Here is a 17,062-nt window from a genome sequence, read left to right as displayed (position 1 = left end):
AGCGAATTTTGAGCTTGATTGCGGGCAAATGTGGGAGGGGGCTTGCCCCCGATGGCGGTAGATCAGTCAGTGATGGGTTGACTGACCCAGTGCAATCGGGGGCAAGCCCCCTCCCACAATGGACCGAGTTCGGTCTTAGTTACTGATCGCCAGAATGCTCGCCTGGTACGACCCGACAAACACATCAAAGTCGCCCACTTCGTTCTGCTCCAGCTCCGCCTGCTGTGCCAGCGATGTGCGCGCCCGCTCTTCAAAGCGTGCTTGTTCCTCAGCCGGCAACGGCTCGCGGCGGAAATACTCGGCATGCACCTCGCTCTGGTGCAGGGAGAACTGCGCAAAACTTTCTTTGCGCTCGGCCATCGCCGCCAATACCTGCGCCGAAGGGGTCAGGGACGGGTCCTTGACCTTGGCCAACTGGGCGTCCAGTGCCTGGCTGTGTTCGGTGATGCCGTGGCTTTCATCCAGCAGCGCAGCCAGCGGGGCAATCTTCTCCAGCAGCTCCGTAGCCCATTCCTTCATGTCCACGGCCTGGCCCTTGCGCTGCAATTGCAGGCCCGGGCGCCGGCCTTCCTTGACCACGCTGAGGAAGTTGGACGTGGCGTTGCCGCACTCGTTGTCGGCGAACAGCGGGCTGTCGTTCAGCGCGCAGTACAGCAGGAATGCGTCGAGGAAACGCGACTCTGGCAGGTCGATGCCCATCGGCAGGAACGGGTTGATGTCCAGGCAGCGCACTTCGATGTACTGGATGCCACGGGCCATCAGCGCCTGGATCGGCCGCTCGCCGGTATAGGTCACGCGCTTGGGGCGGATGTTGGAGTAGTACTCGTTTTCGATCTGCAGGATGTTGGTGTTGAGCTGTACCCACTCACCGTCCTTGTGGGTACCGATTTCGACATAGGGCGCGTAGGGCGTTGCCACTGCTTCGCGCAGGCTGTCGGTGTAGCTGGCCAGGTCGTTGTAGCACGGCGTCAGGCCGGCCTGGGCGTTGCTCTGGTAACCCAGGTCGCTCATGCGCAGGCTGGTGGCGTACGGAAGGTACAGGGTGTCGGCGTCGAGTACTTCCAGTTGGTGCGAGCGACCACGCAGGAAACCCGCGTCCAGGGCCGGCGAGGCACCGAACAGGTACATCAGCAGCCAGCTGTAGCGGCGGAAGTTGCGGATCAGCGCGATATAGGCGGTGGACTGATAGTCGCGGTCGGTACCGACGAAGCCTTCAGTCTCCTTGAGCAGCGGCCACAACGGTTCCGGCAGGGAAAAGTTGTAGTGGATGCCGGCGATGCACTGCATGGTCTTGCCGTAACGCAGGGCCAGGCCCTTGCGGTACACGTACTTGAGCTGTCCGATATTGGAGGTGCCGTAGTAGGCAATCGGAATGTCTTCCTCGGCCGGCAACGGGCACGGCATCGAGGGGCTCCACAGGTACTCACTGCCGAGCTTGGTGTAGGCAAAGCGATGGATCTTGTCCAGGCTGCTCAGGGTATCGGCCGGGTTGGGCAGGGCCGGAGTAATGAACTCCAGCAGCGATTCCGAGTAGTCGGTGGTGATCTGTTCATGGGTCAACGCGGCGCCCAGGGCTTCGGGGTGCGGCGTTTGCGCCAGGCGACCGTCACCGGTGACACGTAGGCATTCACGCTCGATGCCGTGCAGGCACTGCTCTAGCAGGGAGAGGTGTTCGCGCTTGCCGAGCAGGGCCAGGCGGCGGTTGAGAAGTTCGCTCAAGTTGGATTCCTTCACGCGTCAGTCGCCCCAATATGGGGGTGGGCAGGACGGTCTACAAGGGTGAAGTTGAAACTGGCGTGATCGCCTGGTTTTGAGTCGATTTGACCCGCGTTAAAAAAGCCTACTTCACTCCATGAATTGGGCTATAGCGCAGCAAGAAAATTCCGACGCCGTTATCGCAGCGCCGAAATTAACTCAAATCGAGGGCTTGGAGCTATAGGACAGCGAACGTGCCCTGTGCTTTTGCGACAAGTCTTTCGTCCTGATACACATCGGCTTCGACCACCAGTGTGCGCCGACCGGCGTGAATCACGCGGCTGGTGCACAGCACGTCACCGTCTTCCACGGCGCGGATGTAGTTGATCTTGCATTCGATGGTGGCGCTCTGCTGGTCAAACCCATGGGCGCTGGAACAGGCCAGCCCCATGGTGATGTCCACCAGGCTGAATATCGCCCCGCCATGAAGCTTGCCCGCGCGGTTGCGCAGGTGCGGCTCCAGGGTCAGGGCCACTTCGGCAACGCCTTCTTCGAGGCGTTGCAGGCGGCAGCCGATCAGTTCGCTGAACGCGCTCTGGGTCAAGCCGGCGGGGATTTCCATCAGCGTTTCTTCAACTGCTTGGCGTTGGCGAACAGCGAGGCCATGGCGTTGTTGCTTGGCGCTGCGGTAGCGGTTTCCTTGCGCGGTTGACTGTTTTCAGAGCGGTTCTGCGACTGGCGCGGTGCCGAGCCAGGACGTGCACCACGGGCGCCGTCGATTTTTTCGCCTGGGGTGTCGCCCATGCGCATCGATAGGCCAACGCGTTTGCGCGGGATGTCGACTTCCATGACCTTGACCTTGACCACATCACCGGCTTTCACCGCTTCGCGCGGATCTTTGATGAACTTCTCCGAAAGCGCAGAAATGTGCACCAAACCGTCCTGATGCACGCCGATGTCCACAAACGCGCCGAAGTTGGTCACGTTGGTGACCACACCTTCGAGGATCATGCCCAGTTGCAGGTCCTTGAGGTCTTCCACGCCGTCTTGGAACTCAGCGGTCTTGAACTCGGGACGCGGATCGCGGCCAGGTTTTTCCAGCTCTTGCAGGATGTCGGTGATGGTCGGTACGCCGAAGGTTTCGTCAGTGTACTTCTTCGGATCCAGGCGCTTGAGGAACGCGGCGTCGCCGATCAGCGAACGAATGTCGCGACCGGTTTCGGCGGCGATGCGTTGCACCAACGGATAGGCTTCCGGGTGAACGGCTGACGAATCCAGCGGGTTGTCGCCGTTCATCACGCGTAGGAAGCCGGCGGCTTGCTCGAAGGTTTTTTCACCCAGGCGTGCGACTTTTTTCAGCGCGGCACGGGTTTTGAACGCACCGTTTTCGTCGCGATGAGTGACGATATTCTGCGCCAGGGTGGCATTGAGGCCGGAGATGCGCGCCAGCAACGCCACGGAGGCAGTGTTCACGTCCACGCCCACGGCGTTTACGCAGTCTTCCACCACCGCATCCAGGCCGCGCGCCAGTTTCAGCTGCGACACGTCGTGCTGGTACTGGCCGACACCGATGGATTTAGGGTCGATCTTCACCAGTTCGGCCAGCGGGTCCTGCAGGCGACGGGCAATGGACACCGCGCCACGGATCGACACGTCGAGGTCCGGGAATTCCTTGGAGGCCAGTTCCGATGCCGAGTACACCGAAGCACCGGCTTCGGAGACCATCACCTTGGTCATCTTCATGGCTGGGTATTTTTTGATCAGTTCGGCGGCCAACTTGTCGGTTTCACGGCTGGCGGTGCCGTTGCCGATGGCGATCAGGTCCACCGCATGCTTGGCGCACAGGGCGGCCAGGATGGCGAGGGTCTGGTCCCACTTGTTGTGCGGCACGTGTGGGTACACGGTGGCGTGGTCCAGCAGCTTGCCGGTGGCATCCACCACGGCGACCTTGCAGCCGGTGCGCAGGCCGGGGTCGAGGCCCAGGGTGGCGCGCGGGCCGGCCGGGGCGGCCAGCAACAGGTCGTGCAGGTTGTGGGCGAATACGTTGATCGCTTCGGTTTCGGCGCCGTCGCGCAACTCGCCGAGCAGGTCTGTTTCCAGGTGGGTGTAGAGCTTGACCTTCCAGGTCCAGCGCACGACTTCACCGAGCCACTTGTCCGCAGGACGATTCTGATTCTGGATACCGAATTGTTGCCCGATCATGCCTTCGCACGGGTGCATGGTGCCCGGCAGTTCGTCGCCGACTTTGAGTGCGGAGCTGAGGATGCCTTCGTTGCGACCGCGGAAAATCGCCAGCGCACGGTGGGACGGCATGCTTTTCAGCGGTTCGTCGTGTTCGAAGTAGTCGCGGAACTTGGCGCCTTCTTCCTCTTTGCCGACGATGACGCGGGCGCTGAGGGTGGCTTCCTGTTTCAGATAGTTGCGCAGTTTTTCCAGCAGGTTGGCGTCTTCGGCGAAGCGCTCCATCAGGATGTACTTGGCGCCTTCGAGGGCGGCCTTGACGTCGGCAACGCCTTTTTCAGCGTTGACGAAGCGTGCGGCTTCGGTGTCCGGGGTCAGCGACGGGTCGTTGAACAGGCCGTCGGCCAGTTCGCCCAGGCCGGCTTCCAGGGCGATCTGGCCCTTGGTGCGGCGCTTCTGTTTGTACGGCAGGTAAAGGTCTTCGAGGCGGGTCTTGGTGTCGGCGAGCTTGATGTCGCGTTCCAGCTGCGGGGTCAACTTGCCCTGTTCCTCGATGCTGGCGAGGATGCTGATACGCCGTTCGTCGAGTTCTCGCAGGTAGCGCAGGCGTTCTTCCAGGTGCCGCAGTTGGATGTCGTCGAGGCTGCCGGTCACTTCTTTCCGGTAACGGGCGATGAAGGGCACCGTGGAGCCTTCATCCAGTAGAGCGACGGCCGCTTCGACCTGTTGTGGGCGTACACCGAGCTCTTCGGCGATGCGGCTGTTGATGCTGTCCATAAAACCACCTGAAATTCTGAAAAGCAGCCCGCTGGCCCAAAAAACAAGGCCTTGCGCGGCTGGTTGAGCGGCCCGACTGGCGCCGCTACCTGGGTCAAGAGGCAGCCTATTGACCCTCGAAATCGAAAAAATCACGACAAGCGGGTGAAAAAAGCCCGGTATTAAACGGCAACGATCTGACGTTGCCCTGCACGAAGGCGCCGCATTATAACCAGCGTTCTGCCCTTGGGGGGTACTGCGCCAATGGTTGGAAGGGGCGGGTTCGCTGGCAGCAGAGGAAAAATCTGCTAACAATGCACACGGTGCGTATAACGGCAGCTACGCCATAATGCGCGCCGAGATAAGAGGAGCATCCAATGAGCAGCACTGCACAAACTGCTGAAGGCGAAAAAATTCTCATCGTTGATGACGATCCGGGGCTGAGCAGCCTGCTGGAGCGTTTCTTCAACTCCAAGGGCTATCGTGCCCGCGCGGTGCCGAACACCGAGCAGATGGACCGTCTCCTGGGGCGCGAAGTATTCAACCTGGTCGTACTCGACCTGATGCTGCCCGGCGAAGACGGCCTAACCGCCTGCAAGCGCCTGCGCGGCGCGAACAACCAGATTCCAATCATCATGCTTACCGCCAAGGGCGATGAGCTGAGCCGCATCAAGGGCCTCGAGCTGGGCGCTGATGACTACCTGGCCAAGCCCTTCAACCCTGACGAGTTGATGGCGCGGGTCAAAGCCGTGTTGCGTCGTCAGGCACCGCCGGTACCGGGCGCGCCAGGCAGCGAAGACGAAAGCGTTACCTTTGGCGACTACGAACTGTCGCTGGCGACCCGCGAACTCAAGCGTGGCGACGAAGTGCACATGCTCACCACCGGTGAATTCGCCGTGCTCAAGGCCCTGGTGATGAACGCGCGTCAGCCGCTGACCCGCGACAAACTGATGAACCTGGCCCGCGGTCGCGAATGGGACGCCCTGGAGCGCTCCATCGACGTGCAGATTTCCCGTCTGCGCCGGATGATCGAGCCGGACCCGTCGAAGCCTCGGTATATCCAGACGGTATGGGGTGTGGGTTATGTGTTTGTGCCGGATGGCACCGCCACGAAGTGACCGATGATTTGCAGGGCGGGCATCCTGGCGTTTGACTCCATGAGGGTCGACGGGATGCCCGGCGTCTGCAATTCTGCGAGCGCCGCTCGTTCCTGCAAGGTGTCCAGCTGTCTTCTATGAAAACCCCTCTGTGGTTCCCGCAAAGTTTTTTCTCCCGCACCCTTTGGCTGGTGCTGATCGTCGTGCTGTTTTCCAAGGCGTTGACACTGGTTTATCTGCTGATGAACGAAGACGTGCTGGTGGACCGGCAGTACAGCCATGGTGTCGCCCTGACGCTGCGTGGTTACTGGGCTGTAGACCCTGAGAACCGGGAAAAAGTAGCCAAGGCGTCGACGTTGACCCGCGTTGACGGGGCGGGTGTGCCCGAGGGTGAGCAGCATTGGCCCTACAGCGAGATCTACCAGCGCCAGATGCAGGCCGAGCTGGGCGAGGACACCGAGGTGCGCTTGCGCATGCATGTTTCACCTGCGCTGTGGGTGAGGGCGCCGAGCCTTGGCGATGCTTGGATCAAGGTTCCGCTGTATCCGCATCCTTTGCGGGGGCAGAAGATCTGGAACGTGTTGGGCTGGTTCCTGGCTATCGGCTTGCTTTCCACCGCGTCCGCGTGGATTTTCGTTCGTCAGCTTAACCAACCGCTTAAACGCCTGGTGTTTGCCGCCCGCCAACTGGGCCAGGGGCGCAGCGTGCGCCTGCCGGTCAGCGATACGCCCAGTGAAATGACCGAGGTGTATGGTGCCTTCAACCAGATGGCGGAGGATGTCGAACAGGCCGGGCGCGAACGCGAGCTGATGCTGGCGGGGGTGTCCCATGACTTGCGCACGCCATTGACGCGATTGCGCCTGTCCCTGGAGCTGATGGGCAACCATAGCGACCTCACCGACGACATGGTTCGCGACATCGAAGACATGGACGCGATTCTCGACCAGTTCCTGGCGTTTATCCGCGATGGACGTGACGAGGTGGTGGAGGAAGTCGATCTCACGGACCTGGTGCGTGAGGTTGTCGCGCCCTACAACCAGAATGGCGAGCAAGTGCGCATGCGCCTTGAACCGATCCAGCCGTTTGCGTTGCGTCGGGTGTCGATGAAGCGCCTTCTCAACAATCTGATCGGCAACGCTTTGCACCATGCCGGTTCGGATGTGGAAGTGGCTGCGTATGTGTCCGGCGACAGTGCCGCGCCGTACGTGGTGCTGAGTGTGATGGACCGGGGGGCGGGCATCGATCCGGACGAGCTGGAGGGTATCTTCAACCCCTTCACCCGTGGCGACCGTGCCCGGGGTGGCAAGGGGACCGGTCTGGGGCTGGCGATCGTGCGGCGGATTGCTTCGATGCACGGCGGAAATGTCGAGTTGCGTAACCGCGAAGACGGTGGCCTGGAAGCGCGGGTGCGCTTGCCGCTTGGGCTGATGCTGCCAAGAGATGCGGTATAGAAACAGCTGCAAGTTTCAAGCTTAAAGCCGCAAGAGAAAGGCAGGCAGCTTTTGCCCTTTCTTGCAGCTTATAGCTTGAAGCTAACGCCGCGTCTCTAACCCTTGCCTTTGGTCCTGGTCATATTCGGTCCACCATTCTTCTCCAGATGCTGAATGATGATCCCCGCCACATCCTTCCCTGTGGTGGTCTCGATCCCTTCCAGGCCCGGCGACGAGTTCACCTCCATCACCAGCGGGCCGTGATTGGAGCGCAGGATATCCACACCCGCCACGGCCAACCCCATGACCTTGGCCGCTCGCAACGCGGTCATGCGTTCTTCAGGTGTGATCTTGATCAGGCTGGCGCTGCCGCCGCGGTGCAGGTTGGAGCGGAACTCTCCGGGCTTGGCCTGGCGCTTCATGGCTGCGATCACCTTGTCGCCCACCACGAAGCAGCGAATATCCGCACCGCCGGCTTCCTTGATGTACTCCTGGACCATGATGTTCTGCTTGAGGCCCATGAACGCCTCGATCACGGATTCCGCTGCGGTCGCGGTTTCACACAGTACTACACCGATGCCCTGGGTGCCTTCCAGCACCTTGATCACCAGCGGCGCGCCGTTGACCATTTCGATCAGGTCGGGAATGTCGTCGGGGGAGTGTGCAAAGCCAGTGACCGGCAGGCCGATGCCCCGCCGCGAGAGCAGTTGCAATGAGCGTAATTTATCCCGCGAACGTGCAATGGCCACGGATTCATTGAGGGGGAAAACCCCCATCATTTCGAACTGGCGCAACACGGCGCAGCCATAGAACGTCACCGAGGCGCCAATACGCGGGATCACCGCATCAAACCCTTCGAGGGGCTTGCCGCGATAGTGGATCTGCGGCTTGTGGCTGGCAATGTTCATATAGGCACGCAACGTGTCGATCACTACCATTTCATGGCCACGTTCGGTGCCGGCCTCGACCAGGCGGCGGGTGGAATACAGACGCGGGTTTCGCGACAGCACAGCAATCTTCATGCAGCACCTGGGGCAGAAATAGTAGAGACCGGGAACACCGGCTTGTCTTGAACGTACTTGACGCCGGGATTGACCACCAGATGGCCGTCAATCAGCGCCTTGGAACCCAGTAACAGGCGGTAACGCATGGCTTTGCGACAGGCCAGGGTGAACTCCACTCGCCATACCCGATCACCCAGCGCCAGGGTGGTGCTGATCACGTAGCGCACCTGCGCATGGCCATTGGAGCTCTTGATGGTTTTCATCGTCACCAGGGGCGCCTCGCAGCGGCGGTGACGCAGTTGCACAACGCTGCCCAGGTGCGCGGTAAAGCGCACCCATTTCTCACCGTCGCGCTCAAAAGGCTCGATATCGGTGGCATGCAGGCTGGAGGTGCTGGCACCTGTGTCGATCTTGGCGCGCAGGCCCGCCACTCCCAAGTCGGGAAGTGCCACCCACTCACGCAGACCTACAACGGTCAAATGGTCAAATGTCTTCAATTATGGGTAACCGATCAATTCGCCCAGGCTTTCGGTGAAACCTCGGCCAGGGCTTTGAATGCAGGCTTGGCGAACCAGTAGCCTTGCATCAGAAATATTCCACAGTCAGACAGAAAGTCGCGCTCGCCGGCACTTTCGATGCCTTCGGCGATGACAGTAACGTTCAACTGCTCACAGATTGTGACAATTCCCTGGACGATCACCTGACGGACACGATCCTGGTCGACATCGCGGATCAGTGCCATGTCGAGTTTGATCAGGTCAGGTTGGAAATCGGCCAGCAGATTCAGCCCCGAATAGCCCGCGCCGAAGTCGTCGATGGCGGTCTTGAAGCCGAACTCGCGGTATTCACGCAGAATATTCGTCAAATGGCGATAGTTATCTACATGCTCGCTTTCCAGCGTCTCGAAAATCAGTTGGTCCAGCGGAAAATTGTGCGCGCGAGCCGCCTCAAGGGTGCTTCGGATGCACAACTCCGGACGGTACACGGCATTGGGCATGAAGTTGATGGATAGGCGGGTTTGCATCCCCAAGGCTGCAGCACCGGCGATCGCCTGGGTGCGGCAGCGCTGGTCGAAGCGGTAGCGGTTGCTGTTATTGACCTTCTCCAGCACCGATATCGCCCCTTCGCCCTGTGTACCGCGCACCAAGGCTTCGTGGGCATAAATCGAATGGTCCCGAAGGTCTACGATAGGCTGGTAGGCGAAAGCAAAATCGAAACCCAGGGGTTCGCTTTGCTGGCAGCCTGCGCAACGCTGGTCAGGCGAGGTGAGTGAAGTGGGAAAGTCGGTCACGGCGTATCCTCGCGAAAACAGGGTGCTACCTGGCGTATCTTAGGTGAGCCTTGAGGTTTATGCGTCGAAGGGTTTCAACGTTACAGTTGCGACATTTGTCAGAGCGAGGAATTCAAGTGGCTCAAAAGCAGGAAGAGGAAGAAAAGGTCCGTCTGGACAAGTGGCTGTGGGCGGCGCGTTTCTTTAAAACCCGTGCCTTGGCCAAGGCCGCGATTGAGAGTGGCAAAGTGCATCATCGAGGCGAGCGCTGTAAACCGGGCAAAGAGCCACGTGTCGGTGATGAGTTGCAGATTCGGATAGGTTTTGACGAAAAGACTGTCGTGGTGCAGGCACTTTCCATCGTGCGCCGTGGCGCCCCCGAAGCACAGGCGCTGTACACCGAAACCGAAGCGAGCATTGCCAGGCGCGAAAATGCGGCAGCCATGCGCAAGGCGGGCGCCACGGGGATGACCACCGATGGCAAGCCGAGCAAGAAACAGCGCCGCGACCTGTTCAAGTTTCGCGGTAGTGGCAATGATGACTGATTGCGCAGCGGCCCATTCAAGTGTTGGAGGGGGCAAGCCCCCTCCAACATTTGGCCTGCAGCGTTAAGGGGATGTGCGCACGACGCTCAATCCACCGATCACCGGCAGCTTGCCGAGTAGCCCGAAGATCGGCATCGTCACTTGTAACAAAGCGCCCGACACCTTCGCCGCAAACGGCGTGTAATACCCCCAGCCCAACGCCAACAGCGCCAGCAACACACCGCCGATGTAATCGTCCTGCCCCCAATGTGCGCCCGCCACCAGCCGCGGCATCATGAACAACAGCGCCAGGCCCCAGATCACCAGCACCTGGCCGAGGCGCTTGGCGAACACCGTCATGAACATCCCCCAGATCAACAGCACCGAGGCGTGATCCCCTGGGAAGCTTTGGCTTGAGCGGTCCTTCAGTTCCCAGGTCCTCTCCAACCCCGGGAAATAGTCACTCATCTGGATAGCCCCGGCGATGACCATCGACGGGCTACTGTGTTGCCAACCCATCTGCGCCGCGAGTTTGGAAAACAGCATGCGGATAAACAGCAGGAGCAACAAAATGCCGACAAAACCTAACAGTGCCTGGCGGACCTGCACGGCCTCGAACACCCAGTCGCCACGAATCAGCAGCATCAGCAGGATCACCCCGACCACTGCATCAAACGGCCGCAAACTGGCCACGGCCCATACGTGCAGCCATGTTGCGTTGCTCGCCAGCGGGTCGTTGAGAAGGTGAAACAGCCACTCGTCGAAAATCACACACAGCATCTGTCCCGTGGGCCACAGCCAAAAACACAGCAGCCCGATAGCGAGTAGATTGCACAGAGCCCATCGCCGGAGGTTCCACTTGGCTTGGAACAAACCCGGATTGTTCATAAACTGTCCCTCTTCGCTCTATATAAGCTCTCTGTTTCCAGGAGAAAGCCGCACCAAGATGGTGCTAAAGCGTTTAATTTTATAAACCTTGTAACCAATTTGTCATCAATTCAGATACCCAGACCTATGACTGATCTACCGGATACCGACTTCACCCAACGCTTCATCTTCGACGAGAGCGACGCCCGCGGCGAAATGGTTTCGTTGGAGCGCAGCTACGCCGAAGTCCTCGCCAAGCACCCCTATCCGGAGCCGGTCGCACAACTGCTCGGTGAGCTGATGGCAGCTGCTGCGTTGCTGGTAGGCACCATGAAGTTCGACGGTTTGCTGATCCTGCAGGCCCGATCCGAAGGGCCGATTCCGCTGTTGATGATCGAGTGCTCAAGCGAGCGCGAAATCCGTGGGCTGGCCCGTTATGAACCCGACCAGATTGCCCCGGACGCCACCCTGGCCGAGCTGATGCCTAACGGCGTCCTGGCGCTCACCGTCGACCCGACCGTAGGCCAGCGTTACCAGGGCATCGTCGACCTCGACGGCAAAACGCTGTCGGAATGCTTCACCAACTATTTCGTGATGTCCCAGCAAGTGGGTACCAAGTTCTGGCTCAACGCCGACGGCAAGCGCGCCCGTGGCATGTTGCTGCAACAACTGCCGGCCGACCGTATCAAGGACGACGAAGATCGCGCTGAAAGCTGGCGGCACTGCATTGCCTTGGCCGATACCCTGAAAGCCGAAGAACTGCTGGGCCTGGACAACGAAACCATCCTGCACCGCCTTTACCACGAAGACCCCGTGCGCCTGTTTGACGCGCAGACTCTGCACTTCCACTGCAGCTGCTCCCGTGAGCGTTCAGGGAACGCCCTGGTCAGCCTGGGCCTGGAAGATGCGCAGAACCTGGTGGTGGAACACGGTGGAAATATCGAGATCGACTGCCAGTTCTGCAACGAGCGCTACCTGTTCGACGCTGCCGATGTAGCGCAATTGTTCGCTGGCGCAGGTATCGACACGCCTTCCGACACCCGCCACTAAAACGTTTAAGCACAGGTAAATCACCTGTCAAATGCCGGATTAGAGGCGTTCTGACGGGAGGGCCCTACTCTTTTTGGGCTTTTCTGGCATAATCCGGCCCACTTTTTTCGCGGTAGTAGTGCGCAACTTTCTACTACAAAACGTTTGGAGCACTCGGCCACAGGCCGACGGGGAACCTCATGACGCAAGCCAATAACGCCGTATACACCGATCTGAGTGTTGACGATCTGGTCAAAGAAGCCCTGCAGCGCGGTGAAGGCGTGCTTGCCGATACCGGCGCGCTGGTCGTCGAAACCGGTCACCGTACCGGCCGTTCGCCAGTCGACCGTTTCATCGTTGAAGAGCCTTCCACCCAGGATTCCATCGCCTGGGGCCCGATCAACCGCAAGTTCCCGGCCGACAAGTTCGATGCCCTGTGGGCACGCGTCGAGGCGTTCAATAACGCGCAAGAGCATTTCGTTTCCCACGTTCACGTAGGGGCTTCCGAAGACCACTACCTGGCCGTGAAAATGACCACCCAGACTGCCTGGCAGAACCTGTTCGGTCGTTGCCTGTTCATCAACCCTGCCCAGTACAACCCGGCCGGTCGTGACGAGTGGCAAGTGCTCAACGTAGCCAACTTCGAGTGCGTGCCGGAGCGTGACGGCACCAACTCCGACGGTTGCGTGATCCTCAACTTCGCGCAGAAAAAAGTGCTGATCGCCGGCATGCGCTACGCCGGTGAAATGAAGAAAGCCATGTTTTCGGTGCAGAACTACCTGCTGCCGGCTTCCGACGTACTGCCGATGCACTGCGCCGCCAACATTGGCGAAGCAGGCGACGTGACCCTGTTCTTCGGTCTGTCGGGCACCGGCAAGACCACCCTGTCCGCCGACGAAAGCCGTTACCTGATCGGTGACGACGAACACGGCTGGGGCGAAGGCGTGGTGTTCAACATCGAAGGCGGTTGCTATGCCAAGTGCATCGACCTGTCCGAGAAGAACGAACCGGTTATCTGGAAAGCCATCAAGCACGGCGCCGTGCTGGAAAACGTCGTGATCGACGACGCCAAGCACGCCGACTATGCCGACGTCAGCCTGACCCAGAACAGCCGCGCCGCCTACCCGCTGGAGCACGTTGCCAAGCGTTCCGAGAAGAACCTGGGTGGCGAGCCAAACGCGGTGATCTTCCTGACCTGCGACTTGACCGGCGTACTGCCGCCCGTGTCCATCCTCAGCGAAGAACAAGCGGCCTACCACTTCCTGTCCGGCTACACCGCACTGGTGGGCTCGACCGAAATGGGTTCGGGCAGCGGCATCAAGTCGACCTTCTCCACCTGCTTCGGCGCACCGTTCTTCCCACGCCCGGCTGGTGAATACGCAGAGCTGCTGATCAAGCGCATCCGCGGCTTCGGTTCCAAGGTCTACCTGGTCAACACCGGCTGGACCGGCGGCGGCTACGGCGTTGGCAAGCGCTTCAACATCCCGACCACTCGCGGCGTGATCGCAGCGATCCAGAGCGGCGCGTTGATCGGTGCTGAAACCGAACACCTCGACACCATCAACCTCGACGTGCCATTGGCCGTACCGGGCGTTGAGACCGGCCTGTTGAACCCACGTAACACCTGGGCTGACAAGGCGGCTTACGATGAAGCGGCGAAGGCGCTGGCTGGCCTGTTCATCGAGAACTTCAAGAAGTTTGAAGTGAGTGATGCGATCAAGGCTGCGGGTCCGAAGTTGTAAGATTCGGTCGCTGTTAAAAAGCCGCCCCTTGTGGGCGGCTTTTTTGTGCGTGAAAGGTTAGTCGACGATATGCAGGACCACCGCCCCGACCAGCACCAGCACAACTCCCAGCACTTGCACCGCCGACAACCGTTCCTTGAAAAACACAAACCCCAGAATCGCCGCAATCCCCCCTGATAACGTACTGATCACCGTCACCACCGACACCGACCCCGCCATCGCTCCCCACGAAAACGCCGAAAATCCACCCAGGTTCATCAGGCTTGCCCCTGTCAGAGTGGCGCAGTTTTTCAGCGGCGGAATCTTCAGGCCGTCCTTGATCTTCAGCACCATCAACACCAGCACGCACAGCCCTACCAGATAGCCGAGCCAGAGCATGGTGATCGGCCCCAGCGCAGGTAGCGTGTAGCGACCTTGCAGCCAGAAACTGGTGCCGTATAGCAAGGCGGCAAGCATGGCGTAGACGATGGAGCGGTTTGAACTGTTGTGCGGGATGCCATTGTCCTTGTGGAGGCTGGAAAGGATCACGCCGATGACGCACAGGGCGATGCAGGCGAGTTGGATCAGGCTCATGTGTTCGCCGCTGGCCCAGGACAGCAGGGTGGTGACGACGCCGTAGGACGTCACCAGTGGCGCCACGATGGCGGCTTTGCCCAGGGCGAAGGCCTTGGACAGGGCAAGGGCGCCGGAGACGGTGAACAGTGCGGCGGCAATGCCCAGCAGCCAGACGCTCAGCGAGGCGTTAAGGGACTTGAACAGCAGGGCCGGGAAGATGGCCAGCAGCAGGGTCATGATCACGAAGCCGAGGGCCTGGCCGAAATACACCGCGCGCTTGACGCCCACGGCTCGGGCGTTGAGACCCACGAGGAAATCCGTACCACCCCAGAGCAGGGCGGCCAGCAGGCCCATTGTTACGTCCATGTAAGGTCCTTGTTGTTTTGAGCGCGGCTTGCCAGGTTAGCGCAGATCCAATGTGGGAGGGGCTTGCTCGCTATAGCCGGGTGTCAGTCATCGATCGGCTGGCTGATACACCGCTATCGGGAGCAAGCCCCCTCCCACATGGGATCTGCGGTGTGCCTCGGGCCGGTGTTCGCTCAGCTGAGGTTCTCCAGCGTTTGTGTGTCCCAGCTGTGAGTCTTGATGGCCAGGTAGAGCATGCCGATGGTCAGCGGGACCTTGTCGGCATGCCCCTTGGCCCGACGTTTAAGGAACACGTCAAAGACCGGTGGGTTGAAGTAACGATAAGTGTCGTAGTCGCCCAGGTCGAGGGCGAATTCCTGCTCCAGCGCTTCCATTAGTTGCTTGGCTTCACTGCCGTCACAGCCCAGGTCGAAATTGAGTGAGGTTTGCAGGCGGATGGTCTTGTGTTTCGGCAGGCCGATTTCTTCGTGCAGCAGTTGCAGAAGTTGCTGCATCACGGGGTCTTCGGGGAAGTTGGGGGCGAGGTTCATGGTGGGGGCACGCAGGAGTGGATGAAGGGGCTGGTTGCGTTGGAAGCGGTATTTGTTTCGAGTGATGAAGAGCGCCAAGCCTATCAAGAATACAAAGACAGGTAGGAGGGGCATTCTGAGGATCACCGCTACATAGGGTAGTAGGAACGTCAAAATAAGGCCTGTTGTAAGAAATGTGACTGCGAAGTGCTTTCTGAGCATTGGGTCTGTGATTTGGTAGTGCAGCACCAAATAGATAATGAGAAAGGAAACGGATTGAAGGTAAGGGACCATGTCACTAAGACTCGTCCGGGTAGACATGCATTGAGAGTGTTGACCGCTGAGGCCCTATGCCTCCTCTCACACTGGCATCCAGACCGATGATGATGTCTCCAGCGTGATATCTACGAAGCTTGCCGGAAATCGTATCTCCAACGAAGCCCGCGGTTACGGTTGAAATGGCAATCCCCGGTGCTTTAACCGCTCCGGAGATTATGTGTTTGATGAGCACGTTTTGGTCGTTTAACCGATCGGCCTGATTCCGTCTCAAAGGATGGGAAATCGCGACCGCCATTTCGCATGGCAAGTCTCTGGCCAGCATTTTTTCGTACAGCCTACGTATCTGATCGCGCACTTGTCGCGCTGCCGTTTTTGTTTCAAGCAGGCATAGATTGGCCAAAGCATGCCGATTGTCAGGCACAACAGTGAAGCGATTCACTGTGAAGATGACGCCATAGTGGCCGATGTGTTGAGCCCTTTCGATGTTCACAGGTTTCTGCCGAGAAAGTTGAGACCGCGCTATTTTCATTCAGCTACGGGTAACTTCTGTAGAGGGTCAAGCGGGTGTTTGGAGCAGTTTGGGAAGGGGATGTCGCTGTGTTTGGAGGTTTCCTACGGCCGTTTCCGGCATTTGTGGCTTGGCAGTGACTTAACAAGCAAAGCTGGTCAATTGTAGGAGCGAACTTGTTCGCGAAAAACTTAAGGACGCCGCGTTTCTTCTGGTTTACCGCGTCGTCGTTGATGATTTTCGCGAGCAAGCTCGCTCCTACAAAGGGTGTTGCTTAGATTTCAGAGCATTCCCACGCAGGGCGTGAGCAATGATCACTGCCCTGCAGGCCTGCTGATACACCGCTCAAAAATCGCCTCCAACCCCCGATAATCACACGCCACCGCGTCAATATTCGCCGGTATCCATGCCGCGTGTTTCACCAGCCACCAGTTCACTGAAAACCCCGCGTTCACGATGATCTGTTCAAACAAAATCCGCTGCGCCCGGCCATTGCCCTCGCGGAAGGGGTGGATGACGTTGAGGTCGCCATAGGCTTCGGCAATCTTGCTTATCAACTCGGTTTGGCTGGCACCAACAAACCAGTTTGCCTCTTCCATCTGCCGGATAATCTTCGCGGCTTCCGGAGGGATGCGCTCCGGGGTGCAGAACAGGGTGTCGCCTTTCTGGATGTTCACGCTGCGCAACTCACCGGCCCAGTCGTAGATGTCACCGAACAGCGTGCGGTGGATGTGTTGCAGGCGGTCGAGGTCGTAGGGCGGGGGGAAGAGCGGGAGGCTGCCTACGGCGATTTCGGATAATTCCCGCTCGGCCTGGTGCAGGCGGGCTTCGTCGAGCAAATCGAGGCGGTTGCGCAGGACGCTGCTATCGGGATAGCAGTACGGATCCTGGCCCACCCCGTATTTGTCGAGCATCAGCGTGGGGTATTGCGGTACTTGGCAAGCACGGATTCGCGGGTCGGCAGGGGTTTGTCGACGTCGGCCGGCTGGGTGTCGAACCCTTCCAGGCGCAGGCTGGCCAGGTAATTGGAACGGCGGATCTTGTGGTAATGATCCTGTTTTTGCTCAAACGTCAGTTCGCTCATCGCAGCGCACTCCTGGGTAGCAAGGTTTGATTGTAGCGCAATGCTTCAACGGGAAGGCGGGATAAAAACCACGTCACATTCTGTACAAAAAATCCGCCGACACCCGGAATTCAGCGTATGTTTCACCGCAAAATCTTGTAGGGCGATTTCCGCCCGCTACTTAAAG

Annotated in this window: 17 protein-coding genes; 5 read left to right on the top strand and 12 right to left on the bottom strand. The window is 59.4% G+C overall.

All coding sequences use genetic code 11. The annotated features are described in order from the left end of the window. Positions 1-135: 135 nt before the first annotated feature. The 3 genes from gshA to HCF10_RS16630 form a co-directional block, all read right to left on the bottom strand. Positions 136-1,719, bottom strand: a complete 1,584-nt coding sequence (gshA, locus tag HCF10_RS16640; protein ID WP_131696978.1) for a glutamate--cysteine ligase — start codon at positions 1,717-1,719, stop codon at positions 136-138. Positions 1,720-1,933: 214 nt separating this feature from the next. Then, on the bottom strand, positions 1,934-2,317 hold the full coding sequence (locus HCF10_RS16635) for a PaaI family thioesterase (protein WP_065925818.1): 384 nt from the start codon (positions 2,315-2,317) through the stop codon (positions 1,934-1,936). Beyond that, positions 2,317-4,653, bottom strand: coding sequence for a Tex family protein (locus HCF10_RS16630; RefSeq protein ID WP_145335804.1), 2,337 nt, complete (start codon positions 4,651-4,653; stop codon positions 2,317-2,319). Before HCF10_RS16630 ends, HCF10_RS16635 begins: the two co-directional genes overlap by 1 nt. A 356-nt stretch (positions 4,654-5,009) precedes the next feature. On the opposite strand from HCF10_RS16630, the gene ompR reads away from it, so the two are divergent. Continuing rightward, the gene (gene ompR / locus HCF10_RS16625) at positions 5,010-5,750 is read left to right on the top strand and encodes an osmolarity response regulator transcription factor OmpR (RefSeq protein WP_015373500.1); all 741 of its coding nucleotides are present in this window, start codon (positions 5,010-5,012) and stop codon (positions 5,748-5,750) included. 116 nt (positions 5,751-5,866) lie between these two features. Beyond that, positions 5,867-7,180, top strand: a complete 1,314-nt coding sequence (locus HCF10_RS16620) for an ATP-binding protein (protein ID WP_115487864.1) — start codon at positions 5,867-5,869, stop codon at positions 7,178-7,180. A 95-nt stretch (positions 7,181-7,275) separates the two neighbouring features. On the opposite strand, the gene rimK is transcribed toward HCF10_RS16620, so the two are convergent. The 3 genes from rimK to rimA are packed head-to-tail and all read right to left on the bottom strand — an operon-like array spanning position 7,276 to position 9,454. Then, complete coding sequence (rimK, locus tag HCF10_RS16615; RefSeq protein WP_003171022.1) at positions 7,276-8,181, bottom strand: 30S ribosomal protein S6--L-glutamate ligase; 906 nt, start codon at positions 8,179-8,181, stop codon at positions 7,276-7,278. Then, positions 8,178-8,660 carry a retropepsin-like aspartic endopeptidase RimB gene (rimB, locus tag HCF10_RS16610; protein ID WP_017526050.1) on the bottom strand — a complete coding sequence of 161 codons (483 nt, stop codon included), beginning with the start codon at positions 8,658-8,660 and terminating at the stop codon, positions 8,178-8,180. The genes rimK and rimB overlap by 4 nt, the downstream gene beginning before the upstream one ends. Before the next feature lie 14 nt (positions 8,661-8,674). Further along, positions 8,675-9,454: a S6 modification regulatory phosphodiesterase RimA gene (rimA, locus tag HCF10_RS16605; RefSeq protein WP_145335807.1), complete on the bottom strand. Its 780-nt coding sequence runs from the start codon at positions 9,452-9,454 to the stop codon at positions 8,675-8,677. A 116-nt stretch (positions 9,455-9,570) separates the two neighbouring features. On the opposite strand from rimA, the gene HCF10_RS16600 reads away from it, so the two are divergent. Next, positions 9,571-9,978, top strand: a complete 408-nt coding sequence (locus HCF10_RS16600) for an RNA-binding S4 domain-containing protein (RefSeq protein ID WP_131696975.1) — start codon at positions 9,571-9,573, stop codon at positions 9,976-9,978. Between the two features lie 63 nt (positions 9,979-10,041). On the opposite strand, the gene HCF10_RS16595 is transcribed toward HCF10_RS16600, so the two are convergent. Continuing rightward, complete coding sequence (locus tag HCF10_RS16595) at positions 10,042-10,845, bottom strand: phosphatase PAP2 family protein (protein WP_131696974.1); 804 nt, start codon at positions 10,843-10,845, stop codon at positions 10,042-10,044. Between the two features lie 126 nt (positions 10,846-10,971). Here HCF10_RS16595 and hslO point away from each other — a divergent pair, with 126 nt between their 5' ends. Together hslO and HCF10_RS16585 are read left to right on the top strand one after the other, a co-directional pair. After that, a complete protein-coding gene (gene hslO, locus HCF10_RS16590) occupies positions 10,972-11,874 on the top strand; it encodes an Hsp33 family molecular chaperone HslO (RefSeq protein ID WP_167655977.1) in 903 nt (300 codons plus the stop codon). Between the two features lie 179 nt (positions 11,875-12,053). Further along, on the top strand, positions 12,054-13,595 hold the full coding sequence (locus HCF10_RS16585; protein ID WP_131696972.1) for a phosphoenolpyruvate carboxykinase: 1,542 nt from the start codon (positions 12,054-12,056) through the stop codon (positions 13,593-13,595). A gap of 57 nt (positions 13,596-13,652) precedes the next feature. Here the strand turns inward: HCF10_RS16585 and HCF10_RS16580 are convergent, their stop codons facing one another. From HCF10_RS16580 to HCF10_RS16560, 5 genes are all read right to left on the bottom strand, one after another. Further along, positions 13,653-14,504: a DMT family transporter gene (locus HCF10_RS16580; RefSeq protein ID WP_167656031.1), complete on the bottom strand. Its 852-nt coding sequence runs from the start codon at positions 14,502-14,504 to the stop codon at positions 13,653-13,655. A 185-nt stretch (positions 14,505-14,689) separates the two neighbouring features. Then, a complete protein-coding gene (locus HCF10_RS16575; protein ID WP_131696971.1) occupies positions 14,690-15,046 on the bottom strand; it encodes a DUF1493 family protein in 357 nt (118 codons plus the stop codon). 277 nt (positions 15,047-15,323) lie between these two features. Then, the gene (locus HCF10_RS16570) at positions 15,324-15,794 is read right to left on the bottom strand and encodes a hypothetical protein (protein ID WP_167655976.1); all 471 of its coding nucleotides are present in this window, start codon (positions 15,792-15,794) and stop codon (positions 15,324-15,326) included. A 332-nt stretch (positions 15,795-16,126) separates the two neighbouring features. After that, positions 16,127-16,726 carry a putative adenosine monophosphate-protein transferase Fic gene (locus HCF10_RS16565; protein ID WP_131696968.1) on the bottom strand — a complete coding sequence of 200 codons (600 nt, stop codon included), beginning with the start codon at positions 16,724-16,726 and terminating at the stop codon, positions 16,127-16,129. Next, complete coding sequence (locus HCF10_RS16560; RefSeq protein WP_131696967.1) at positions 16,726-16,896, bottom strand: YhfG family protein; 171 nt, start codon at positions 16,894-16,896, stop codon at positions 16,726-16,728. Before HCF10_RS16560 ends, HCF10_RS16565 begins: the two co-directional genes overlap by 1 nt. Between the last annotated feature and the right edge of the window lie 166 nt (positions 16,897-17,062).

This window comes from Pseudomonas sp. B14(2022) (assembly GCF_012030485.1).
In the GTDB taxonomy this organism is placed as follows: Bacteria; Pseudomonadota; Gammaproteobacteria; order Pseudomonadales; family Pseudomonadaceae; genus Aquipseudomonas.
Note: the sequence above shows the minus strand (reverse complement) of the source record. Positions and strands in the feature narration are given on the sequence as shown.